The 22809-nt window shown below is 72.8% G+C and carries 17 protein-coding genes and 1 tRNA gene; 16 read left to right on the top strand and 2 right to left on the bottom strand.

Annotation, left to right across the window (positions count from 1 at the left end; genetic code table 11):
• Window positions 1-61 precede the first annotated feature (61 nt).
• The 3 genes from ACZ7H1_RS23540 (at window position 62) to ACZ7H1_RS23530 (ending at window position 4831) form a co-directional block, all read left to right on the top strand.
• A complete protein-coding gene (locus ACZ7H1_RS23540; protein WP_470789329.1) occupies window positions 62-2377 on the top strand; it encodes a HelD family protein in 2316 nt (771 codons plus the stop codon).
• Between the two features lie 416 nt (window positions 2378-2793).
• Window positions 2794-4227 carry an NAD-dependent malic enzyme gene (locus ACZ7H1_RS23535; protein ID WP_470789328.1) on the top strand — a complete coding sequence of 478 codons (1434 nt, stop codon included), beginning with the start codon at window positions 2794-2796 and terminating at the stop codon, window positions 4225-4227.
• Between the two features lie 322 nt (window positions 4228-4549).
• Window positions 4550-4831, top strand: a complete 282-nt coding sequence (locus tag ACZ7H1_RS23530) for an HU family DNA-binding protein (protein ID WP_069811080.1) — start codon at window positions 4550-4552, stop codon at window positions 4829-4831.
• Between the two features lie 115 nt (window positions 4832-4946).
• Here the strand turns inward: ACZ7H1_RS23530 and murA are convergent, their stop codons facing one another.
• Window positions 4947-6293, bottom strand: coding sequence for a UDP-N-acetylglucosamine 1-carboxyvinyltransferase (gene murA, locus ACZ7H1_RS23525; protein ID WP_470789327.1), 1347 nt, complete (start codon window positions 6291-6293; stop codon window positions 4947-4949).
• A 252-nt stretch (window positions 6294-6545) separates the two neighbouring features.
• Here murA and ACZ7H1_RS23520 point away from each other — a divergent pair, with 252 nt between their 5' ends.
• The 9 genes from ACZ7H1_RS23520 to mycP all read left to right on the top strand — a co-directional run bounded on the left by ACZ7H1_RS23520 (window position 6546) and on the right by mycP (window position 18274).
• Entirely contained in the window at window positions 6546-7106 is a 561-nt protein-coding gene (locus ACZ7H1_RS23520) for a YqgE/AlgH family protein (RefSeq protein ID WP_470789325.1), read from the top strand.
• 29 nt (window positions 7107-7135) lie between these two features.
• Window positions 7136-7420, top strand: a complete 285-nt coding sequence (locus ACZ7H1_RS23515; RefSeq protein ID WP_007264396.1) for a DUF3039 domain-containing protein — start codon at window positions 7136-7138, stop codon at window positions 7418-7420.
• Window positions 7421-7570: 150 nt separating this feature from the next.
• Entirely contained in the window at window positions 7571-9244 is a 1674-nt protein-coding gene (locus ACZ7H1_RS23510) for a beta-N-acetylhexosaminidase (RefSeq protein WP_470789324.1), read from the top strand.
• A 324-nt stretch (window positions 9245-9568) separates the two neighbouring features.
• Window positions 9569-10444: an FAD binding domain-containing protein gene (locus tag ACZ7H1_RS23505; protein WP_470789322.1), complete on the top strand. Its 876-nt coding sequence runs from the start codon at window positions 9569-9571 to the stop codon at window positions 10442-10444.
• Window positions 10441-12540 (top strand): (2Fe-2S)-binding protein, encoded by a 2100-nt coding sequence (locus tag ACZ7H1_RS23500; RefSeq protein WP_470789320.1) that lies wholly within the window; start codon window positions 10441-10443, stop codon window positions 12538-12540. The genes ACZ7H1_RS23505 and ACZ7H1_RS23500 overlap by 4 nt, the downstream gene beginning before the upstream one ends.
• A complete protein-coding gene (locus ACZ7H1_RS23495; protein WP_470789318.1) occupies window positions 12537-14918 on the top strand; it encodes a xanthine dehydrogenase family protein molybdopterin-binding subunit in 2382 nt (793 codons plus the stop codon). The genes ACZ7H1_RS23500 and ACZ7H1_RS23495 overlap by 4 nt, the downstream gene beginning before the upstream one ends.
• 166 nt (window positions 14919-15084) lie before the next feature.
• A complete protein-coding gene (locus ACZ7H1_RS23490) occupies window positions 15085-15603 on the top strand; it encodes a hypothetical protein (RefSeq protein WP_470789316.1) in 519 nt (172 codons plus the stop codon).
• The gene (locus tag ACZ7H1_RS23485; RefSeq protein ID WP_470789314.1) at window positions 15603-17087 is read left to right on the top strand and encodes a WXG100 family type VII secretion target; all 1485 of its coding nucleotides are present in this window, start codon (window positions 15603-15605) and stop codon (window positions 17085-17087) included. Before ACZ7H1_RS23490 ends, ACZ7H1_RS23485 begins: the two co-directional genes overlap by 1 nt.
• Before the next feature lie 107 nt (window positions 17088-17194).
• The gene (gene mycP, locus ACZ7H1_RS23480; RefSeq protein ID WP_470789312.1) at window positions 17195-18274 is read left to right on the top strand and encodes a type VII secretion-associated serine protease mycosin; all 1080 of its coding nucleotides are present in this window, start codon (window positions 17195-17197) and stop codon (window positions 18272-18274) included.
• Window positions 18275-18339: 65 nt separating this feature from the next.
• On the opposite strand, the gene ACZ7H1_RS23475 is transcribed toward mycP, so the two are convergent.
• Window positions 18340-18414, bottom strand: a tRNA-Cys gene (locus ACZ7H1_RS23475).
• Window positions 18415-18664: 250 nt separating this feature from the next.
• Between ACZ7H1_RS23475 and ACZ7H1_RS23470 the strand changes: the two genes are divergently transcribed.
• From ACZ7H1_RS23470 to ACZ7H1_RS23455, 4 genes are all read left to right on the top strand, one after another.
• Window positions 18665-20158 carry an MFS transporter gene (locus ACZ7H1_RS23470; RefSeq protein WP_470789311.1) on the top strand — a complete coding sequence of 498 codons (1494 nt, stop codon included), beginning with the start codon at window positions 18665-18667 and terminating at the stop codon, window positions 20156-20158.
• A gap of 42 nt (window positions 20159-20200) precedes the next feature.
• Window positions 20201-20398: an Arc family DNA-binding protein gene (locus ACZ7H1_RS23465; RefSeq protein ID WP_317595777.1), complete on the top strand. Its 198-nt coding sequence runs from the start codon at window positions 20201-20203 to the stop codon at window positions 20396-20398.
• The gene (locus ACZ7H1_RS23460; RefSeq protein WP_470789309.1) at window positions 20398-20766 is read left to right on the top strand and encodes a type II toxin-antitoxin system death-on-curing family toxin; all 369 of its coding nucleotides are present in this window, start codon (window positions 20398-20400) and stop codon (window positions 20764-20766) included. Before ACZ7H1_RS23465 ends, ACZ7H1_RS23460 begins: the two co-directional genes overlap by 1 nt.
• Before the next feature lie 153 nt (window positions 20767-20919).
• Window positions 20920-22704: a DEAD/DEAH box helicase gene (locus tag ACZ7H1_RS23455; protein WP_470789307.1), complete on the top strand. Its 1785-nt coding sequence runs from the start codon at window positions 20920-20922 to the stop codon at window positions 22702-22704.
• The last annotated feature ends 105 nt before the right edge of the window (window positions 22705-22809 follow it).

Raw genomic sequence — 22809 nt, 5'->3', positions numbered from 1 at the left:
AGATACGGTCCGCCTTCGCGTACGGTTGACGGTCGCCCATGCACGTCAGAAGGGGGCCTTGGTGGCCGCGCAGGAAGCCGTCGATCACACGGTCGGTACCACGGCAGATTCCGTCCGCGACCGTGAAATCACGGTCGAGCAGACGCATCTGGACCAGGTGTACCGGCGTCTCGAGGAGAAGATCCACGAGGCCGAGTTCCTGATGAACGACGCCGCCAAGCGGGGCCAGGTCGGCACGCCCGGCGCGCTCGCCGAACGCGACGCCCAGGTCTTCCGGGCGGGCATCCACCTGAACCGGCTCAACAACGAGTTCGAGGACTTCCTCTTCGGGCGGATCGACCTCGTGCTCGGCAAGGACGGCGAGCGCGGCCCGGACGGCGCGTACACCTCCGTCGCGCCCGCCGACGACGCCATCCGCGAGGACCTGACGGCCGACATCGCCGAGACCCTGCACATCGGCCGGATCGGCGTGCTCGACTCCGACTACGCCCCGCTGGTGATCGACTGGCGGGCCCCCGCCGCCGCGCCGTTCTACCGCTCCACCCCCAAGGACCCCGGCCGCGTCGTGCGCCGCCGGGTCATCCGCTCCAAGGGCCGCAAGGTGCTGGGCGTCGAGGACGACCTGATGCGCCCGGAGGTCACCGCGTTCCTCGACGGCACGGAACTGCCCGTCATCGGCGACGGCGCCCTGATGGCCGCACTCGGCCGGGCCCGCACCCACACCATGCGCGACATCGTGTCGTCCATCCAGGCCGAACAGGACCTGGTCATCCGGGCCCCCGCCGCCTCCGTCGCCGAGGTCTCCGGCGGACCCGGCACCGGCAAGACCGCCGTCGCCCTGCACCGCGCCGCCTACCTGCTCTACCAGGACCGTCGCCGCTACTCCGGCGGCATCCTGATCGTCTCGCCCACCCCGCTCCTCGTCGCCTACACCGAGGGCGTGCTGCCCTCCCTCGGCGAGGAGGGCCAGGTGGCCATCCGCGCCCTCGGCTCGCTGGTCGACGGCGCCGAGGCGGCCACGTACGACGATCCGGCCGTGGCCCGGGTCAAGGGCTCCTCGCGCATGCTCAAGGTGCTGCGCAAGGCCGTGCACGGCGCCCTCGAGCTGGGGAACGCCCCCGAGCGCCTGCGCGTCGTCGCCTTCGGCCGCCGCCAGGAGCTGGAGGCCGACGAACTGAACCGGATCCGGCAGAGCGTCCTCGGCGGCACCGCTCCCGTGAACCTGCTGCGCCCGCGCGCCCGCAAGCTGCTCCTCGACGCCCTGTGGGCCAAGTCCGGCGGCGCCGGCCGGCACACCGACCCCGAGCTGGCGGCCGAGCTGCGCTCCGGCTTCGACGACGACGTCTCGACCGAGGACTCCTTCCTCGACTTCCTCAACGCCTGGTGGCCCGAGCTGACCCCGCGCGGCGTGCTCGCCGCGATGGCCGACGAGCGTCGGCTCGGCCGCTGGAGCCGCCGGGTCCTCAACCCGCGCGAGACCCGCCAGCTGGCCCGCTCGCTGCGCCGGGTCGGCGCCGACGGCCGCGGCCCCCTGTCCGTGCACGACGTGGCCCTCCTGGACGAGCTGCAGATGCTGCTGGGCGCCCCCGCGCGCCCCAAGCGCAAGCGCGAGTTCGACCCGCTGGACCAGCTCACCGGGCTGGAGGAGCTGATGCCGCAGCGCGAGGAGACCCAGCGGGAGCGCGCCGAGCGGCTGGCGGCGGAGCGCACCGACTACGCGCACGTGATCGTCGACGAGGCGCAGGACCTCACCCCGATGCAGTGGCGGATGGTGGGCCGCCGCGGCCGCCACGGCACGTGGACGGTCGTGGGCGACCCCGCGCAGTCCTCGTGGACCGACCCCGACGAGGCCGCCGCCGCCCGGGACGAAGCCCTCGGCAGCCGCCCGCGCCGCCGCTTCACGCTGACCGTGAACTACCGCAACCCGGCCGAGATCGCCGAGCTGGCGGCCCGGGTGCTGGCCCTGGCCATGCCCGGCGCCGAGTCCCCGACCGCGGTCCGCTCCACGGGCCTGGTGCCGCGGTTCGCCGCCGCCGGCGAGGACCTGGGCGCGGCCGTAAGGGACGAGACCTCCCGGCTGCTGGCGCAGGTGGACGGCACCGTGGGCGTGGTCGTCGCCATGGACCGCCGCGAGGAGGCCGCAGGCTGGCTGGCGGACCTGGGGGAGCGGGCCGTGGCCCTGGGCAGCCTGGAGGCCAAGGGGCTCGAGTACGACGCCACGGTGGTCGTCTCGCCCGCGGAGATCGCGGACGAGTCCCCGGCGGGCCTGCGGGTGCTGTACGTGGCGCTGACGCGTGCCACGCAGCAGCTCACGGTGGTCTCGACGGACCGGGACCGGCCCGGCGCCGACGGGGTCCCCGACCTGCTGCGGGACTGAGCCGACCGGCTGGTGACCTGGCCAAGTGACGAGACACGGGATCAGTTCCGGCGATCCTTTGTTAGCCTGGGTACGGCACCGGCTCGATCCAAGCCCCCGGGCCCAACCTTCGTCGCTTAGAGCGACCACTTGCCGCGAGGCGAGCATGGCGGGTCGGTGTCATAGCTTCACAAGAGGTCCGTGTCCTCCGGGACACGGACCTCTTCGTGTTGCCCGGGCAGGTGACCGCCGCTCACCTCCGGGGGTTCCACCACACGATCAAATCTCGTATGGTGGAAGAGTCTTTCCGGAATTTGTAGCTGGTTACCTTGTACCGGCTGGTAGGTGGGACGATCGGACAACGCGTCCTGCCGCGCCCTGCCGCGCGCGCCGGACGTGTGCACGCGAAATTTCAGGGAAAGCAGAGGAACACGGCCATGGCAACGGCGCCCAGCGTCTCGTATTCGATGACGGTCCGCCTGGAGGTGCCCGCGAGCGGAACCGCGGTCTCCCAGCTCACCACCGCCGTGGAGTCCTCCGGTGGCTCGGTCACCGGCCTCGACGTGACCGCCTCCGGTCACGAGAAGCTCCGCATCGACGTCACCATCGCCGCGACCTCGACGGCGCACGCCGACGAGATCGTCGAGCAGCTGCGCGGCATCGAGGGCGTCGTGCTCGGCAAGGTCTCCGACCGTACGTTCCTGATGCACCTCGGCGGCAAGATCGAGATGGCGTCCAAGCACCCCATCCGCAACCGTGACGACCTCTCGATGATCTACACCCCGGGTGTGGCCCGGGTGTGCATGGCGATCGCCGAGAACCCCGAGGACGCCCGCCGTCTGACCATCAAGCGCAATTCCGTCGCAGTCGTGACGGACGGCTCGGCGGTACTCGGCCTGGGCAACATCGGACCGATGGCCGCCCTCCCGGTCATGGAGGGCAAGGCGGCCCTCTTCAAGCGCTTCGCGGGCATCGACGCGTGGCCGATCTGCCTGGACACCCAGGACAGCGACGAGATCGTCGCGATCGTCAAGGCCATCGCCCCCGGCTTCGCCGGAATCAACCTCGAGGACATCTCGGCACCGCGCTGCTTCGAGATCGAGGCCCGCCTGCGCGAGGCCCTCGACATCCCCGTCTTCCACGACGACCAGCACGGCACCGCCATCGTCGTGCTCGCCGCCCTCACCAACGCACTTCGCGTGGTGGGCAAGGGAATTGGCGACGTGAAGGTCGTCATGTCCGGCGCGGGCGCGGCCGGTACGGCCATCCTGAAGCTGCTCATCGCGGCCGGCGTGAAGCACGCCGTCGTGGCCGACATCCACGGTGTCGTGCACGCGGGCCGCGAGGACCTGGTGAACGCCGCCGCGGAGTCCCCGCTGCGCTGGATCGCCGACAACACCAACCCCGAGGGCTACACCGGCTCGCTCAAGGAGGCCGTCGTCGGCGCCGACGTCTTCATCGGCGTCTCGGCTCCGAACGTCCTGAACGGCGACGACGTCGCCGCGATGGCCGAGGGCGCGATCGTCTTCGCGCTCGCGAACCCGGACCCCGAGGTGGAACCCGCGATCGCCCGCCAGACGGCGGCAGTTGTGGCCACCGGCCGCTCGGACTTCCCGAACCAGATCAACAACGTCCTGGTCTTCCCGGGCGTGTTCCGCGGTCTGCTCGACGCCCAGTCCCGCACGGTGAACACCGACATGATGCTGGCCGCCGCGAGCGCGCTGGCCGACGTGGTCACCGAAGACGAACTGAACCCGAACTACATCATTCCTTCGGTGTTCAACGACAAGGTCGCGGGCGCCGTCGCCGGAGCCGTCCGCACCGCCGCCAAGGCGGCCGGGGCCCCTGTGACGGCCCCCACGTCCATGTGACGTACGGCGCGTCGCGGGATGCGGGCCCGGCGGGCCGCCTCTAGGGTTGCGGGGATGCCCGCGAGAGGTCCGCGGCCCGCACCGGCTGCCCTGCCCGGCGTTTCCCCGGATGCGGACGGAGTGTCACCGCGGCGTGACGGTGGCGCTTTTCGTGTGACCCTGGCGGGTGCCGGATTGGCTTTCCCGCCGCTGGTGGGGGCAGGATGCGTAACCGGGCGCGAGGGTCTGACGTTCAGACCCGGGTCCGGGGACTGTCCTAGGACCCTGGCAGCATCGGCTTCGATCTCACGCCTCATAGGCAAGTTGAACACGGGAGTACAACATGAACCGCAGTGAGCTGGTGGCCGCTCTGTCCGAGCGCGCCGAGGTGACCCGCAAGGACGCCGACGCCGTTCTGGCCGCGCTCGCCGAGACCGTCGGCGAGGTCGTCGCCAAGGGCGACGAGAAGGTCACCATCCCCGGCTTCCTGACCTTCGAGCGCACCCACCGTGCCGCTCGCACCGCGCGTAACCCGCAGACCGGCGACCCCATCCAGATCCCGGCCGGCTACAGCGTGAAGGTCTCCGCGGGCTCCAAGCTCAAGGAAGCCGCCAAGGGCAAGTAAGTCCTTGGACGACGGACGACGGCCTCCAGGCCTCGTCACAGGGCCCTAGAGCCCCGTAGAACGCCGAAGGGCGGCCACCCGGTCCGGGTGGCCGCCCTTCAGGCTGTCAGGCGCCTCAGACGAGGTCGCCGTTGGGGAGCTCGACCTTCGCGCCGAGCTCCACGAGCTTCTCCATGAAGTTCTCGTAGCCGCGGTTGATCAGGTCGATGCCGTGGACCCGCGAGGTGCCCTCGGCCGCCAGGGCCGCGATCAGGTACGAGAAGCCGCCGCGGAGGTCGGGGATGACCAGGTCGGCGCCCTGCAGCTTGGTGGGGCCGGAGACGACCGCCGAGTGCAGGAAGTTGCGCTGGCCGAAGCGGCAGGCCGAGCCGCCCAGGCACTCGCGGTAGAGCTGGATGTGTGCACCCATCTGGTTGAGCGCCGAGGTGAAGCCCAGGCGGGACTCGTAGACCGTCTCGTGGACGATCGAGAGGCCCGAGGCCTGCGTGAGGGCCACGACCAGCGGCTGCTGCCAGTCGGTCTGGAAACCGGGGTGGACGTCCGTCTCCAGCGCGATGGCGTTGAGCGGGCCGCCCGGGTGCCAGAAGCGGATGCCGTCGTCGTCGATCTCGAAGGCGCCGCCGACCTTCCGGTACGTGTTCAGGAAGGTCATCATCGAGCGCTGCTGGGCGCCGCGCACGTAGATGTTGCCACCTGTGGCCAGGGCCGCGGAAGCCCACGAGGCGGCCTCCAGGCGGTCCGGGAGCGCCTTGTGGTTGTAGCCGCCCAGCCGGTCCACACCGGTGATCCGGATGGTCCGGTCGGTGTCCATGGAGATGATGGCGCCCATCTTCTGCAGGACGCAGATGAGGTCTTCGATCTCCGGCTCGACGGCGGCGTTCGACAGCTCGGTGACGCCCTCGGCCAGGACGGCCGTCAGCAGCACCTGTTCGGTCGAGCCGACCGAGGGGTACGGGAGGCGGATCTTGCACCCGCGAAGCCGCTGCGGGGCCTCCAGGTACTGGCCGCCCTCCCGCTTCTCGATGGTCGCGCCGAACTGGCGGAGCACGTCGAAGTGGAAGTCGATCGGCCGGCCGCCGATGTCGCAGCCGCCCAGGCCCGGGATGAAGGCGTGGCCGAGGCGGTGCAGCAGCGGGCCGCAGAAGAGGATGGGAATGCGCGAGGAGCCCGCGTGCGCGTCGATGTCGGCGACGTTCGCGCTCTCGACGTGCGTGGGGTCGAGCACCAGCTCGCCGGGCTCGTCACCGGGGCGGACGGTGACGCCGTGCAGCTGGAGGAGGCCGCGGACGACGCGGACGTCGCGGATGTCCGGCACGTTGCGCAGCCGGCTGGGTTCGCTGCCGAGAAGTGCGGCGACCATGGCCTTGGGCACGAGGTTCTTCGCGCCGCGGACCCGGATCTCGCCCTCGAGCGGGGTACCGCCGTGGACAAGCAGTACATCGTCACTGACTGTGCCGGTCATGAATCTCGCGTTCCGGAGAGGGGTGGGCAGGGGGCCAGAGAAAAGGGTAAGGGGCGGAGCGGCCGCATTTGTAAGGCTCACGGGGCCACGGAAACGTCATGAATTTGCCACAGCACCCTGTGTGCCGGGGAAACAGCGGAGGGTTGCACTCCGGCTGCGCGCTCCTCCCTGCTGCCGTGCGCCCTGAGCTGCACACGATCACGGACCGACGCCCGCTCCCCCCGGAGGGCGAATGTGCGGGATCATGTCCGCATGACCGAGGTGTCCTCGCTCACAGGGCGACTGCTCGTCGCCACACCCGCCCTCGCGGATCCGAACTTCGACCGCGCGGTGGTGCTCCTGCTCGACCACGACGAGGCGGGCTCGCTCGGTGTGGTCCTCAACCGGCCCACTCCGGTGGGCGTGGGTGACGTCCTGCTGCCCTGGGCCGCCTTCGCCGGGGAGCCCGGAGTGGTCTTCCAGGGCGGGCCGGTCTCCCTGGACTCCGCCCTCGGCGTCGCCGTGATCCCCGGCGAGGACGGTCCGCTCGGCTGGCGCAGGGTGTACGGCGCCATCGGACTGGTCGACCTGGAGACCCCGCCGGAGCTGCTGGCCAGCGCGCTCGGCAGCCTGCGCATCTTCGCGGGCTACGCCGGCTGGGGCCCCGGCCAGCTGGAGGACGAACTGACCGAGGGGGCCTGGTACGTGGTCGAATCCGAGCCCGGGGACGTCTCCTCGCCCGATCCGGAGCGCCTCTGGAGATCGGTCCTGCGGAGGCAGCGCAGCGACCTGGCGATGGTGGCCACCTATCCGGACGACCCGTCGCTCAACTGAGCGCCGCGCGGGCCAGTACCCTGGCAGGCATGAGCACTCTTGAGCCCGAGCGCGGGACTGGCACGGGGACCCTCGTAGAGCCGACGCCGCAGGTGTCCCACGGCGATGGCGACCACGAGCGCTTCGCCCATTACGTCCAGAAGGACAAGATCATGGCGAGCGCGCTCGACGGGACGCCCGTCGTCGCGCTCTGCGGCAAGGTGTGGGTCCCGGGCCGCGACCCGAAGAAGTACCCCGTCTGCCCCATGTGCAAGGAGATCTACGAATCCATGGGCGCGGGCGGCGACAAGGACAAGGGCGGCAAGGACAAGTAGCGGTCCGGGTCCGTCGGAGGAAGGCCCCCGGTGTGCGCCGCAGCGCGCCCCCGGGGGCCTTTCGCGTGCCGGTAGGGTCATCGGAAGAGCACCCCACGAAACGACCGTTGCACGGAGCGCAACGGCCTTGAGCGGTGAAGGGCTGGCCCGATGGATCTGATTCCGGCACCCCGACGTGTGGCCCTGCGGGGCCCCGGCCACCACCACGAGCTGACGGACCCGTACCTGCACGCCGGCCCCGGCACCGGGGCCACCGCCCGCTGGCTGCGCCGCGAGGTGGGCGCCTCGACCGGCTGGCCGCTCCCCGCCCCGGGTCTGCCGGAGTCCCGCCCCGGGTCCGCCGCCGGCCGGGGGGCGATCCGCCTGGCCCTCGGCGGCCCCGGCCTGGAGGACGGACAGGGCGGTCAGGGCGGCGAGGCGTACCGCATCTCCGTGACCGCGGACGAGGTGCTGCTCCAGGGGGCGGGGCCGGCCGGACTGTTCTGGGCCGCCCAGACCTTCCGTCAGATGCTCGGCGCGGACGCGTACCGGCGGGCGCCGCTGCGGCCCGGCCGCACCTGGACCGTGCCGCTGGGAACGGTCGAGGACGCACCGCGGTTCGGCTGGCGCGGCATGATGCTCGACGTGGCCCGGCACTTCACCCCCAAGGACGGGGTGCTGCGCCAGCTGGACCTGCTGGCCGCGCACAAGCTCAACGTGCTGCACCTGCACCTGACCGACGATCAGGGCTGGCGCGTGGAGATCCGCCGCCACCCCCGGCTCACCGAGGTCGGCGCCTGGCGCTCCCGCAGCCGCTGGGGCCACCGGGCCTCCCCGCTCTGGAACGACACCCCGCACGGCGGCTTCTACACCCAGGACGACCTGCGCGAGATCGTGGCGTACGCCGCCGAGCGGCACATCCGGGTGGTCCCCGAGATCGACGTCCCCGGCCACTCGCAGGCCGCCATCGCCGCCTACCCCCACCTCGGCAACGCCGACGCCGTCGACACCGCCGCCCTCGCCGTGTGGGACGACTGGGGGATCAGCCCGAACGTCCTCGCGCCCACCGAGGACGTCCTGCGGTTCTACGAGGGCGTCTTCGAGGAGCTGCTGGAGGTGTTCCCGGCCGAGGTCTCGCCCTTCGTGCACATCGGCGGCGACGAGTGCCTCAAGGACCAGTGGCGCGCCTCCCCGGCCGCGCAGCAGCGCATCCGCGAGCTGGGGGTCGACGGCGAGGACGGGCTCCAGGCGTGGTTCATCCGGCACTTCGACGGCTGGCTCGCCGAGCGGGGCCGCCGGCTGATCGGCTGGGACGAGATCCTGGAGGGCGGACTCGCCCCCGGCGCCGCCGTGTCCTCCTGGCGCGGGTACGCCGGCGGCATCGCGGCCGCCGAGGCCGGTCACGACGTCGTCATGTGCCCCGAGCAGCAGGTGTACCTGGACTACCGTCAGGACGGCGGCCCGGCGGAGCCGATGCCCATCGGGTACGTCCGCACGCTGGAGGACGTCTACCGCTTCGAGCCGGTGCCCCCCGAGCTCTCGGAGGAGGCCGCCCGCCACGTCCTCGGCGCGCAGGCCAACGTCTGGACCGAGGTGATGCAGGACCAGGGCCGGGTCGACTACCAGGTGTTCCCGCGGCTGGCCGCCTTCGCCGAGACGGTGTGGTCCCCCCTGCCGGAGCCGTCGGCGCGTGACTGGCCGGAGTTCGAAGCCCGTATGACGGCCCATTACGCACGCCTCGACGCCCTCGGGGTCGCGTACCGGCCACCGGGCGGCCCCCTGCCCTGGCAGCAGCGGCCGGGAGTGGCGGGCCGCCCGAAAGGGGGAACGCCCCCGGCCCGGTGACCCCGGGCGGACCCGGACTTGCTGGGCGTGGGGGTGCTCCGGGCCCCAGCCATCCGGACCGTCAGGGCCCGGATGCCGCAGGCGCTTTCCGATGCCCACAAGTCACACAAGTCCCGTGAAAGTCGCCGAAGAGCGGCAATGGGAAGTGTCCGGCGAACCAGGAGCAAACCGGACTATCTCCCAGGTCAGGGGCGAAGTTCCCCTAGCGGACCCTCGCGTCGGACGGCCCGGAACATGTGCCAGAGTTGCCACGTCCCGGCGGTGAGCACGTACCGTACGGCGGAACAGGCGTGAGCGCCGGGACATCGGGAAGGGGCAGCTGGGTTGACCACGCACGCACCGCAGGCGGAGCAGTCCGTGACGCTGCCGGCCTCGCTCGACGAGGCCGTGGCGGCGCTCGCCGCCATGCCCGCCGCCGTGCCCGTCGCCGGCGGCACCGATCTGATGACCGCCGTGAACTCCGGACTGCTGCGGCCCGCCGCACTGGTCGGCCTCGGACGCATCAGCGAGATCCGCGGCTGGCAGTACCAGGACGGGCACGCGCTGCTCGGCGCCGGGCTCACCCACGCACGGATGGGCCGCCCCGACTTCGCCGCGCTCATCCCCGCCCTGGCCGCCGCCGCGCGCGCCGCCGGCCCGCCGCAGATCCGCAACGCGGGCACGCTCGGCGGCAACGTCGCCACGGCCGCCCCGGCCGGGGACACGCTGCCCGTGCTCGCCGCCCTGGAGGCCGTGCTCGTCATCGCGGGGCCCGGCGGGTCCCGCCGCGAGATCCCCGTCTCCCACCTGCTCGCGGGCCGCGAGATGCTGCGGCCCGGCGAGCTGATCGGCTTCGTCCGGGTGCCGCTGCTGCACGCGCCGCAGGTCTTCCTGAAGGCCACCGGCCGGACCGGACCGGGCCGCGCGATCGCCTCCGTGGGCCTGGTCCTCGACCCGGCGCGCCGGGGCGTGCGCTGCGCGGTCGGCGCGGTCGCGCCGATGCCGCTGCGGCCGCTGGAGGCCGAGCAGTGGGTGGCCTCGCTGATCGACTGGGACGGGGACCGCAGCCTGGCCCCCGAGGCGCTGGAGGCCTTCGGCGAGTACGTCGCGATGGCCTGCGTACCGGATCAGGGGGATCCGGTGCCGCCCGCGGTGCTCCAGCTGCGGCGGACGGTGGCCGTGCTGGCCCGGCGAGCTCTGGGAAGGGCCCTGACCTCATGAGTGGCAACGACAACCCGAACGTGAACGGCAACGGGAACGTCAGCGGAAACGGCGCGTGGGGCTGGCAGCCGGTGCCCCACGGCAGCGAGTACGACTCGGACGCGACGGCCTTCGTGAAGCTGCCGGACGAGATGCTCGGCGGGGCGGGCACCGGCGAGCCGCTGGCCGCGCCCGGCCACGGGTACGTACCGCCCGTCATCGTGCCGCTGACCACGGCGAGCACCGACCCGGCGGCGACGGGTACGTGGACCATCCCGGTCGGCGACGCGGTGGCGTGGCCCGCGCCCGCCGCGGCCGCGGAGTCCGCGCCGGGTGCAGATCCGGACCCAGGCGCCACCGCGGAATGGCACTTCGCGGAGGCGGCCCGGCCCGGACCGGACCACGCCCTCACGGGCGGCTGGTCGGTTCCGGTGGCCGACGGAGACCTTCCGGAGGAGTCGGGCGAGTACGCCCGGACCTCCCTGAGCCCCGAGTGGGCGCGCCAGGCCCCCGCGACCCTGCCGGGCGGGGCCGCGGCCCCCTGGGCGGAGGCCCTGGCGGCCGACGTCGAGACCGTGCGGGACGAGGCCCCGGCCCACCCCGCGGTCCAGGAGTTCGACGGCGCGCGCGGCTACGTGGCCCCGCCCGCCGACTACACGGGCACCGCGGTCCGCATCCCCGACGAGCAGGTCGCCGAGCCCGCGCTGCCGGCCGAGCCGATGGCCCAGGCGTACGCGACGGGCACGTTCACCGGGCTCGCCGCGGAGGCCCTGGGCGCCGGGCACCCGCACCCCGACCCGGACGCGGTCTTCACCGGGTACGGCACGCTGCCGCCCGCCCCGGCCCCCGGCCCCGGTGACCCGGTCGCGTACGCGGCCCCGGACCCGGACCCGGCCCTCCTGGCGCCCCACCCGGCGCCGGACGGCGCGGGGGACCCACAGGCCCCCTACGCCGTTCCCGAGGCGGAGCAGCCCGCATACGAGGCCGCGGAGGCCGCCCCGGCGGCCCACCACGCGCCGGAGCCCGTCGACGGGTACGCGGCGGTGCACGCCGCAGCGGCCGCCGGCGGGACGCCGGCCGGTGCCGACGCCCGGCCCGAGGACTCCGCCGCAGCCGGAACCGATGCCGGGCCGTACGGGGCGGAAGGCGGCGCGTCGTACGCAGCCCGTCCGTCGGAAGCAGCGGACCCAGAAGACGCAGAGCCGGCAGAAGAAGCAGGGCCGGCAGAGCAAGCGGCGCCGGCAGGGCAAGCAGCGGAAGCACCGGAAGCAGCAACGTCCGCGGTGCTCGAGGTGCTCGCGGCCGGCGGCGAAGCCGCCGACGGCGCCGACGAGACCACGGCGGCCGTTGAGGCCGTCGCGGCGCCCGAGCCGACGGCGGCCGCCGGACCGGCCGCCCCCGCCGAAGCGCCCCCGCACGCCGAGCCCTCGCACGCCCCCGCGGCAGCGGAGGCCGCTGCCGCCGCCCCCGAAGCCACGCCTGCCCCCGTGGCAGCGGAACCGCACGAGGAGCGCCCGTACGCCTCCTACGTCCTGCGGGTCAACGGCGCCGACCGCCCCGTCACCGGCGCCTGGATCGGCGAGTCGCTGCTCTACGTGCTCCGCGAGCGCCTCGGCCTCGCCGGTGCCAAGGACGGCTGCTCGCAGGGCGAGTGCGGCGCGTGCGCCGTGCAGGTAGACGGCCGGCTCGTCGCCTCCTGCCTGGTGCCCGCCGCCACCGCCGCCGGCAGTGAGGTCCGTACCGTCGAAGGCCTCGCCACCGACGGCGAACTCTCCGACGTCCAGCAGGCCCTGTGCCGCTCCGGCGCCGTCCAGTGCGGCTTCTGCGTCCCCGGCATGGCCATGACCATCCACGACCTGCTGGAGGGCAACCACGCCCCCAGCGAGCTGGAGACCCGCCAGGCGCTGTGCGGCAACCTCTGCCGCTGCTCCGGCTACCGCGGCGTCCTCGACGCCGTCCGCGAGGTCGTCGCCGAACGCGACGCGGCCCAGGCGCCCGAGCAGCCCGACGCCGCCGCCGGCCCCGCGGGCGCGCCCGAAGCGCGCATCCCCCACCAGGCACCACCCGGCGAGGGCGGAGTCCACCACGACCACGGAGGCATGGGAGGCATGGCGTGAGCAACGACGCGGCCACCGCGACGGCGGAGGCGACCACGGCCCCCACCGAGCCCCGGGGGATCGGTGCCTCCGTCGCGCCCGCCGACACCCGCGCCAAGACCGAGGGCACCTTCCCGTACGCCGCCGACCTGTGGGCCGAGGGCCTGCTGTGGGCGGCCGTGCTCCGGTCCCCGCACGCGCACGCCCGCATCCGCTCCATCGACACCTCCGCCGCCGTCCAGATGCCCGGCGTACGGGCCGTCGTCACGCACGCCGACGTCCCCGGCGCGCCGACGCACGGCCGCCGGATCGCGGACCGCCCGGTCTTCGCCCACGACGTCGTGCGCCACCACGGCGAGCCCATCGCCGCCGTCGCCGCCGACCACCCCGACACCGCCCGGCTGGCCGCGGCCGCGATCGCCGTCGAGTACGAACTCCTCGACGCGGTCACCGACCCCGAGCAGGCCTTCGGTGCCGAACCCCTGCACCCCGACGGCAACCTGATCCGGCACATCCCGCTGAGCTACGGCGACCCGGACGTCACCGGCGAGGTCATCGTCGAGGGGCTCTACCGGATCGGCCGCCAGGACACCGCACCGATCGGCGCCGAGGCCGCGCTCGCCGTACCCCGCCCCGACGGCGGGGTCGAGATCTACACCGCCTCCACCGACCCGCACGCCGACCGCGACCTCGCCGCCGCCTGCTTCGGTCTGGAGCCCGACCGGGTCAAGGTCGTCGTCACCGGAGTCCCCGGCGCCACCGGAGACCGCGAGGACTCCGGCTTCCAGCTGCCGCTGGGCCTGCTGGCCCTGCGTACCGGCTGCCCCGTCAAGCTCGCCGCGACCCGCGAGGAGTCCTTCCTCGGGCACTCCCACCGCCACCCGACCCTGCTGCGCTACCGCCACCACGCGGACGGCGAGGGCCGGCTGGTCAAGGTCGAGGCCCAGATCCTGATGGACGCGGGCGCGTACGCCGACTCCTCGTCCGAGTCCCTGGCCGCCGCCGTCGCGTTCGCCTGCGGACCGTACGTCGTCCCGCACGCCTTCGTCGAAGGCTGGGCCGTGCGCACCAACAACCCGCCGTCCGGCCACGTCCGCGGCGAGGGCGCCATGCAGGTGTGCGCCGCGTACGAAGGCCAGATGGACAAACTCGCCGCCAAACTCGGCATCGACGGCGCCGAGTTGCGCATGCGCAACGTCCTCGCCACCGGCGACCTGCTGCCTACCGGACAGACCGTCACCTGCCCGGCGCCGGTGGCCGAACTCCTGCGTTCCGTGCGCGACTTCCCGCTCCCCGGGCTTCCCAAGGACACGCCCGAGGAGGAGTGGCTGCTGCCCGGCGGCCCGGAGGGCGCGGGCGAGCCCGGCGCGATCCGGCGCGGAGTCGGCTACGGCGTCGGCATGGTCCACATGCTCGGCGCCGAGGGCGCAGACGAGGTCTCCACGGCCACCGTGAAGGTGCAGAACGGCATCGCGACCGTGATCTGCGCGGCGGTCGAAACGGGCCAGGGGTTCAGCACCCTCGCCCGGCAGATCGTCCAGGAGATTCTGGGCGTGGACGAGGTCGTCGTGGCCCCGGTCGACACCGACCAGCCGCCGGCCGGCCCCGCCGCGCACGGCCGCCACACCTGGGTCTCCGGCGGCGCGGTGGAACGGGCCGCGAAGATGGTCCGCACCCAGCTGCTCCAGCCCATGGCCCACAAGCTGGGCATGTCCACCGAGCTCCTCCAGATCGCCGACGGCCGCGTCACGTCGTACGACGGCGCCTTCACCACCTCCGTCGCCGAGGCGATGGCGGGCAAGGAGCTGTGGGCCACCGCACAGTGCCGCCCGCACCCGACCGAGCCGCTGGACGGTGCCGGCCAGGGCGACGCGTTCGTGGGCCTGGCCTTCTGCGCGATCCGCGCGGTCGTGGACGTGGACATCGAACTGGGCTCGGTGCGCGTGGTCGAACTGGCCGTGGCCCAGGACGTCGGCCGCGTGCTCAACCCCCGGCAGCTGGAAGCCCGTATCGAGGCGGGCGTCACCCAGGGCGTCGGGGCGGCCCTCACCGAGAACCTGCGCACGGCGGGCGGCATCGTCCGCCACCCGGACCTGACGGGCTACGCCCTGCCGACCGCGCTGGACGCCCCGGACATCCGGATCGTCAAGCTGGTCGAGGAACGGGACGTGGTGGCACCCTTCGGCGCGAAGGCGGCCAGCGCGGTCCCGGTCGTGACCTCCCCGGCGGCGATCGCCTCGGCGGTCCGCGCGGCGACCGGCCGCCCGGTCAACAGGCTCCCGATCCGGCCGTCGGCGGCGGTGGCCGCGGCGAGCACCGGTGCGGGGGCGGGCGCGGGGCAGGGCGTTGGGCACGGCGCCGCGCAGGGTGCCGGGCAGGGCGCTGCTCCCAACTCCTGACCGTGTGACGTGCATTGCACGTGCAACCCCGGGGTGGGCCGAGGTGGGAAGTGTCGGACCCGCTCGATAGAGTGATCCTGCGTCCGCGCGCGAACAGCTGCGAACCGGCTGCGAACGAACCCGCAGACGGTGGACGACGGGGACACGGGGAAACGGGGAGCCGAGGGTGGCACTGGACGACGTGGCGGGGGGCTTCGGCCTGATTCCGTTCGCGGGAGCCGCGGGCGCGGGGGCCGTGCAGGCCCGGGCGCTTGCGGTCGAAGCCGAATCGATGACGAAGTACAAGCAGCGCGTGGACGAGCTGCTGGCCAAGCTGGAGGGCTCGCAGGCAGCCCCGGCGAAACTCGCGGACGGCACGCTCCCCACGGGCGACCTGGGCAACGGCTTCGCGGAGGCGGACGGGCTGTCGACGGCGTACGACACCGTCCACACCGAACTCAAGAGCCTCTCGAAGGCACTTGCCGTCCAGATCGAGGCGCTGAGCATCGCGGTCGAGTCCTCGCGGGTCGGCTACCAGAACATGGACGACGAGGTTAAGGAGCGCATGCGGCGCCTCCACTCGGACGCGGAGAAGCAGTACGACCCGCAGCGCGACCCGTACGAGCGCGAGAAGGCGGCGGGTTCGGAGTCGGGCTCCGGCTCGGCCGACTCGGACAACGGCAGCACGTCGGGAGGCGCGTTCTGATGGCGACGAACTTCGAAGGCCGCTCACACCAGGACCTGCTGGCGATGATCGCCTCGGTCAACCCGGAAACGGTCAAGTCCCGCGCCACGCAGCTGATCGAGGCCGCCGCGACCATCAAGGAGATCGGCGCCGAGCTCAAGCACTACCGCGTGGAGGGCTGGGAGGGCGAGGCCGCCGACGCGTACGAGGAGTGGGTCAACCGCACCGGAAACGCCACGCTGGCCCTGGGCGACTACAGCCAGACCGGCGGCGACTGGATGCAGCGCGCGGCGCAGACCATCGTCGAGGTCAAGGCGAACATGCCGGCGTACGACTCGTCGGCGGCCAACGATCTGAACGCCGCCGAGAAGGCTCGCAACGACCCGGACTCGCAGTCGGTGGCGCGCGAGGCGACGGCGAAGCTGAACGGCGACCACGACCGGGCCGTGCAGCAGATGACGAAGCTGGCGCAGTCTTACGAGGCGTCGTCGACGCAGATGAACCGCGCGGAGGCCCCGACCTTCCCGCCTCCGCCGGCGACGTTCGTCCCGGACTCGCCGGTTGAGAACGGCGGCATGATCCAGCGCCCCGGCTACGGGGGCGGCAGCGGCGACGTCTCTGGCGGTGGCGCCTACGTTCCGGGCGGGGGCAGCGGCAGCGGCGGCGGTTCCACCGAGCCCGGCGCCGTCGCGCCGGGTACTCCTCAGCCGCCGAGCCACGTGCCCCCCTCGGGTCCGGGTCCGAATCCGGGGCCTGCGCCAGTGCCGGAACCGGACGTGGACATCGACCTCGACAACGTGGGCACGCTGCCGGACCGCGCCGCGCCCCCGGTGACCGGAGGGCCGGGTGGTCCAGGCCCTGGCGGCACGCCTCCCGGCGGTGGAACCCCGCCCACTGGCGTCACCCCGCCCGTGATGCTGCCGCCCGGCGCGGTCAAGCCCGGCGGCGGTGGCAGCCATCCGCCGATCGGCGGCGTCCGGCCTGCGGTGCCTGCTCCCGGTACGCCGGGGGGACCGATCGGACCGGTTGCACCGGGCGGACCCGGCATCCCCGGCGGGCGTGTGGGAGGTTCGCTCGTTCCGCCGCACGACAGCGGGATCGTGGGTGGTCGCCAGGTGCCCACGAACAAGGGTCCTGCCGCAGGCATTCCGCGAGGCACTGTCATCGGAGGCGAGTCCGGCATGGCCCGCGGCGCGGGCGGCTTCGGCTCCGGCGCCGGGGGTGTCGGCGGCGGCCACACCGGTGCTCCGGCGGGCCGCCGGCTGGCCGGTGAGACGGGCGGCGTGATCGGCGGTCGTGGGCAGCAGGGTCCGGCGGGCACGACGGCCGGCCGCCCGTTCACACAGGGCGGTGCGGCGGCCGGTACCGGCGGCACGCGTCCGGCCGGTTCGCAGGTCGGCCGTACGCGGCGCGAGGACCAGCGCGGCCACCGCCCCGACTACCTGGCCGAGGACGAAGAGACCTGGCAGGCCAACCGGCGGTTCGTCCCGCCCGTGATCGACTGAGGAACGGACTGCACGAGATGCGTATGCGCAGAGCTGCCTCGGCCCTGACGGGTCTGCTGTTGGCGGGAGTTGCCGCAACTCCCGCTCACGCGGAGACGATCCGCTCGATGCAGTGGCATCTCGATTCCATGCAGGCGGAAGAGATCTGGAAGACGAGTACGGGCAAGGGCGTCACCGTCGCCGTGCTCGACACCGGAGTCGGCCGTGTGCCGGAACTGGAGGGCCAGGTCCTCAAGGGAAAGGACCTGGCAAAGGCGGCTGGTGACGAGCGTGTGGACTACGGCCCGCACGGGACTGGCATGGCGTCGATGATCGCCGCCACGGGCAACGGCCCGGGCGGCGACGGGGCGTACGGACTGGCGCCCGGGGTGAAGATCCTGCCTGTCCGGGTGTCCGAGGGTGGCGGTGGCGAGGCCGCCAACGAATCCATGGCCCAGGGGATCCGTTTCGCTGCGGACTCGGACGCCAGGATCCTCAACATCTCGATGGTCAGTGTGGACAGCGCACGTCTCAAGGACGCTGTGGACTACGCGCTGTCCAAGGGAAAGCTCATCTTCGCCGGTGTGGGCAACGACGGCGACAAGGGCAACAAGGTGTTGTACCCGGCCGCGACGCCGGGAGTCGTCGGGGTCGCCGCTGTCGACCGCAAGGCGAAGGCCACCAAGGAGTCCCAGCACGGCCCTCAGGTGGACCTTGCGGCTCCAGGCGTGGACATCGTGTCCGCCTGCGCCACCCAAACCGGACTCTGCAAGGGCCACGGAACCAGCGACGCGACCGCCCTCGCGTCCGCGTCCGCCGCGCTCCTGTGGGCCGCGCATCCCGACTGGACCAACAACCAGGTGCTGCGGGTCCTGCTGAACACTGCCGGGAAGCCCACCGACGGGGTCGAGCGCAACGACTACGTCGGCTACGGCGTGGTCCGGCCGCGGATCGCGCTCACCAGTCCGGGGGACCCCGGGCCCGCCGACGTGTACCCGCTGCCCGACCTCGCCGCCGCGGCCCCGGCCGCACCCGCCACCTCCGGCGCGCCCGCCCCGGCGCCCGCGGCCCCCGGGCCCGATGCCGACGCGAAGGCCGCCGCCGGGGGCGACGACACCGCGCTCTACCTCGGCCTCGGCATCGGCGCGGCCGCGCTCATCGGCGGGGGAGTCGCCGTGGCCGTCGTACGCAGCCGGCGGAACGCCTGACAGGCCGGGAACACGCAATCGTGCGCGTACCCCCTGCGGCGATCGCTGCAGGGGGTACGCGGAAGTGGAGGCCGTGACCGGAATCGAACCGGCGTGCCCAGCTTTGCAGGCTGGTCCCTCAACCACTCGGGCACACGGCCTTGTCTGTGTGGCGACAACACGACCGTAGGGCCCGGCGCCGGGAGCCGGAAGGGCCGGGCCCGCCCTGCAACGCGACTGCCACAGCGCGTTCACACGGGCTGCGGCCCCAGGCCCTGCCTTCCGAACATGCCGGGCCCGCGTCGGGCTGATCCGGCCTGATCCGAAAGGCATGGCCTAGGGCGAAGGACCTAGCGGAAGATCCGCCGCACGACAGGGACGTAACCCGAGATTGACCCTTACGCTGGGGCGATGACAGCCGTGAAGCCGCAACCCGACGCCCCGGACATCCCCGCCGAACCCGGCTCCGCCGCATCCGGCGCCCCTGCCCCCGGCGGCGGCCACGGCATCCTCGGCCCGGCGCACCGCGCGCTCAGCATCGGCATCGTCACCGTCGTCTTCCTCATCGCCTTCGAGGCCACCGCCATCGGTACGGCCATGCCCGTCGCCGCCCGCGAACTCGACGGCGTCGGGCTGTACGCCTTCGCCTTCTCCGCGTACTTCACCACCAGCCTCTTCGGCATGGTGCTGTCCGGGCAGTGGTCCGACCGGCAGGGCCCGCTGCGCCCGCTGGCCGTCGGCATCGTGAGCTTCGCGGCCGGGCTGCTGCTCTCCGGCACCGCCGGATTCATGTGGATCTTCGTCCTCGGCCGGGCCGTCCAGGGCTTCGGCGGCGGACTGGTCATCGTCGCGCTGTACGTGGTCGTGAGCCGCGCCTACGACGAGCGGCTGCGCCCCGCGATCATGGCCGCCTTCGCCGCGAGCTGGGTGATCCCCTCGGTCGTCGGCCCGCTGGTGGCCGGCACCGTCACCGAACACATCGGCTGGCGCTGGGTGTTCGTCGGCATCCCGCTGCTCGTGGTCTTCCCGCTGGCCCTCGCCCTGCCCGCGATCCGCCGTACCGCCTCCGGGCCGGCCGACCCGCAGGCCCCGCCCGTGGCGTTCGACCGCCGCCGGATCCGGCTGGCGCTCGGGATCTCGCTGGGCGCTGCGCTGCTCCAGTACGGCGCCCAGGACCTGCGGTGGCTCTCGCTCGTCCCGGTGCTCGCCGGGCTTGCCCTGCTGGTGCCCGCGGTGAGCGGCGGCCGCAGCCTGATGCCCCGCGGCACCTACCGGGCCGCGCGCGGCCTGCCGTCCGTCGTGCTGCTGCGCGGCCTCGCGGGCGGTGCGTTCATCGCGGCCGAGAGCTTCATCCCGCTGATGCTGGTCACCCAGCGGGGGCTGACCCCGACCTTCGCCGGCCTGAGCCTCGCCGGTGCGGGCGCGACCTGGGCCTTCGGCTCGTGGGTCCAGGCCCGGCCGCGTCTGGAGAAGTACCGCGAGCCGATGATGGCGGGAGGCATGGCGCTGGTCGCGCTGTCGATCGCGGCCGTGCCGACCGTGCTGATCGAGGCCGTACCGGTGTGGGTGGTGGCGGTGGCCTGGGGGCTCGGCTGCTTCGGCATGGGGCTGGCGGTCACCTCGACCAGCGTCCTGCTGCTGAAGCTGTCCCCGCCGGAGGAGGCGGGGGCGAACTCCGCCGCCCTGCAGATCTCCGACGCCCTCGCGAACGTCGTCCTGCTGGCAGGCGGCGGCGCGGCCTTCGCCGCCCTCGGCGGCGGGGCGGTCGGCGCCGGGCACGGCGCAGCTTCGGGCGCCGGCGCCTCGCACCCGGCGGCCTTCGTGGCCGTCTTCGTACCGATGGCCGCCGTGGCCCTGCTCGGGGCCTGGGTCTCGACCCGGGTGATTGTCCGCGAAAAGGTGTGACACCGCGTGGTACCGCGTGGTACCGCGCGGTACCGTCAAGCCATGGCTGGTCTCAACGTCAGATTCACCGAAGAAGAGCTGGACGCCCTGCGTGAGCGCGCCGAGGCGGAGGGCAGGAGCATGCAGTCCTTCGCGCACGACGCGGTCATCAGAGCCGTAAACGAACACTCCCGTCTGTTCAACGAGGCGGCGGAGCACGTCCTGAAGGCGAGTGCGGAGCTGAACCGGAGGCTCGCCTGATGTACTTCCTCACGCTTCCCGAGCTGCTGAACCTGGCAGGGCGACTCGGGGCGGACGAGGTGCGCGACTACGGTCTGCTCGATTCGGCGCTCGCGCGGCCTCAGGCGAGCGTGTTCGGCCAGGATGCGTATCCGGACGTGTGGCAGAAGGCTGCCGCCCTGATGGAGTCGCTCGCCCGGAATCGCGCGCTGGTGGACGGGAACAAGCGCATCGCCTGGTGCGCGACGTGGGTGTTCCTGCACATGAACGGGCATCCGCTCGACGCGGACTTCAACGTCGACGAGGCAGAGCAGTTCGTGCTCGACGTATGCCAAGGGGCTCTGGACGTGCCCAAGATCGCCACCCAGCTCCCCCGGTTCGCGAGCTGAGTGCGTGGCGGTGTGACGCTCGACGCACGGTCCCAGGTCACGGGCCTGTCCCTCCGCGAGGGGCGGGCCCGCGCCGGTAAGGTGGCCCGGTTGTCCTACGTACGACTTCCCGTACCCGCACGCCCGTACGGCGAGAGACCCGAACCGGAGACCGTGACTACTACCGCCTCCCACCACCTCTCACCCGCCTTTCCCGGCCGCGCCCCCTGGGGCACCGCCAGCAAGCTGCGCGCCTGGCAGCAAGGGGCGCTGGACAGGTACATCGAGACACAGCCCCGTGACTTCCTCGCCGTCGCGACCCCGGGCGCCGGCAAGACCACCTTCGCGCTGACGCTCGCGTCCTGGCTGCTGCACCACCACGTCGTGCAGCAGATCACCGTCGTCGCGCCCACCGAGCACCTCAAGAAGCAGTGGGCCGAGGCCGCGGCCCGGATAGGGATCCGGCTCGACCCCGAGTACTCGGCCGGGCCGCTGAGCAGGGAGTACCACGGCGTCGCGGTCACCTACGCCGGCGTCGGCGTGCGGCCGATGCTGCACCGCAACCGCTGCGAGCAGCGCAAGACGCTCGTGATCCTCGACGAGATCCACCACGCCGGCGACTCCAAGTCCTGGGGCGAGGCGTGCCTGGAAGCCTTCGATCCGGCGACCCGGCGGCTCGCGCTCACCGGTACGCCCTTCCGGTCCGACACGAATCCCATTCCCTTTGTGGCGTACGAAGAAGGGAATGACGGAATCCGGAGGTCCTCCGCCGATTACACCTACGGCTATGGAAATGCTCTGGGTGATGGGGTGGTTCGTCCGGTTATTTTTCTGTCGTACAGCGGAAATATGCGCTGGCGGACAAAGGCCGGAGACGAGATCGCCGCCAAGCTCGGCGAACCCATGACCAAGGACGCCATCTCGCAGGCCTGGCGCACGGCACTCGACCCGCGCGGCGACTGGATGCCCAATGTGCTCCGCGCCGCCGACCAGCGCCTGACCGAAGTGCGCAAGGGCATTCCGGACGCCGGCGGCCTCGTCATCGCCTCCGACCAGGACTCGGCCCGCGCGTACGCCAAGCTCATCCGCGAGATCACCGGCACCAAGGCGACCGTCGTCCTCTCCGACGACACCGGCGCCTCGAAGCGCATCGACGACTTCAGCGCGAACGACGACCGCTGGATGGTCGCGGTCCGCATGGTGTCCGAGGGCGTCGACGTCCCCCGCCTCGCGGTCGGGGTGTACGCGACGACGATCTCCACCCCGCTGTTCTTCGCGCAGGCCGTCGGGCGTTTCGTGCGCTCCCGCAGGCGCGGCGAGACCGCCTCGGTCTTCCTCCCCACGATCCCGTACCTGCTCGGCTTCGCGAACGAGATGGAGGTCGAGCGCGACCACGTGCTCGACAAGCCGAAGAAGCAGGGCGAAGAAGACCCGTACGCCGAGTCCGAGAAGGAAATGGACGAGGCGAACAAGCAGGAGGACGAGGACACCGGCGAGGACGAGCAGATGTCCTTCGAGGCGCTGGAGTCCGACGCCGTCTTCGACCGGGTCCTCTACGACGGCGCCGAATTCGGCATGCAGGCGCACCCGGGCAGCGAGGAGGAGCAGGACTACCTCGGCATCCCGGGACTGCTGGAGCCGGACCAGGTGCAGATGCTGCTGCAGAAGCGCCAGTCGCGGCAGATCGCGCACAGCCGCCGCAAGCCCGACGCCCAGGCCGACCTGCTGGAGCTGCCGGCCGAGCGGCGCCCCGTCGTTTCGCACAAGGAACTGCTGGAGCTGCGCAAGTCGCTCAACACGATGGTCGGCGCGTACGTCCACCAGAGCGGCAAGCCGCACGGCGTGATCCACACCGAGCTGCGCCGCGTGTGCGGCGGCCCGCCGAGCGCCGAGGCCACTGCCGGACAGCTGCGCGAGCGCATCAAAAAGGTGCAGGAGTGGGCCACCCGGATGAGGTGACCCTACGAGAGGGGAGTGGGGGGGGGGGGGGGGGGGGGGGGGGGGGGGGGGGGGGGTGGGCCGGTGGCCGGGGGGGGGCTATCGCCGCCCACACGCACAAGACAC

The sequence above is a fragment of the Streptomyces sp. NPDC037401 genome (assembly GCF_055602345.1).
This window is presented reverse-complemented; position numbering and strand designations above follow the sequence as displayed.

Bases quoted from the DNA above. Each gene is read 5' to 3' on its own strand.
- ACZ7H1_RS23535 (WP_470789328.1), top strand. From the start codon at position 2,794: ATGGCAACGGCGCCCAGCGTCTCGTATTCGATGACGGTCCGCCTGGAG.
- ACZ7H1_RS23530 (WP_069811080.1), top strand. From the start codon at position 4,550: ATGAACCGCAGTGAGCTGGTGGCCGCTCTGTCCGAGCGCGCCGAGGTG.
- murA (WP_470789327.1), bottom strand. From the start codon at position 6,293: ATGACCGGCACAGTCAGTGACGATGTACTGCTTGTCCACGGCGGTACC.
- ACZ7H1_RS23520 (WP_470789325.1), top strand. From the start codon at position 6,546: ATGACCGAGGTGTCCTCGCTCACAGGGCGACTGCTCGTCGCCACACCC.
- ACZ7H1_RS23515 (WP_007264396.1), top strand. From the start codon at position 7,136: ATGAGCACTCTTGAGCCCGAGCGCGGGACTGGCACGGGGACCCTCGTA.
- ACZ7H1_RS23510 (WP_470789324.1), top strand. From the start codon at position 7,571: ATGGATCTGATTCCGGCACCCCGACGTGTGGCCCTGCGGGGCCCCGGC.
- ACZ7H1_RS23500 (WP_470789320.1), top strand. From the start codon at position 10,441: ATGAGTGGCAACGACAACCCGAACGTGAACGGCAACGGGAACGTCAGC.
- ACZ7H1_RS23485 (WP_470789314.1), top strand. From the start codon at position 15,603: ATGGCGACGAACTTCGAAGGCCGCTCACACCAGGACCTGCTGGCGATG.
- mycP (WP_470789312.1), top strand. From the start codon at position 17,195: ATGCAGTGGCATCTCGATTCCATGCAGGCGGAAGAGATCTGGAAGACG.
- ACZ7H1_RS23470 (WP_470789311.1), top strand. From the start codon at position 18,665: ATGACAGCCGTGAAGCCGCAACCCGACGCCCCGGACATCCCCGCCGAA.
- ACZ7H1_RS23465 (WP_317595777.1), top strand. From the start codon at position 20,201: ATGGCTGGTCTCAACGTCAGATTCACCGAAGAAGAGCTGGACGCCCTG.
- ACZ7H1_RS23460 (WP_470789309.1), top strand. From the start codon at position 20,398: ATGTACTTCCTCACGCTTCCCGAGCTGCTGAACCTGGCAGGGCGACTC.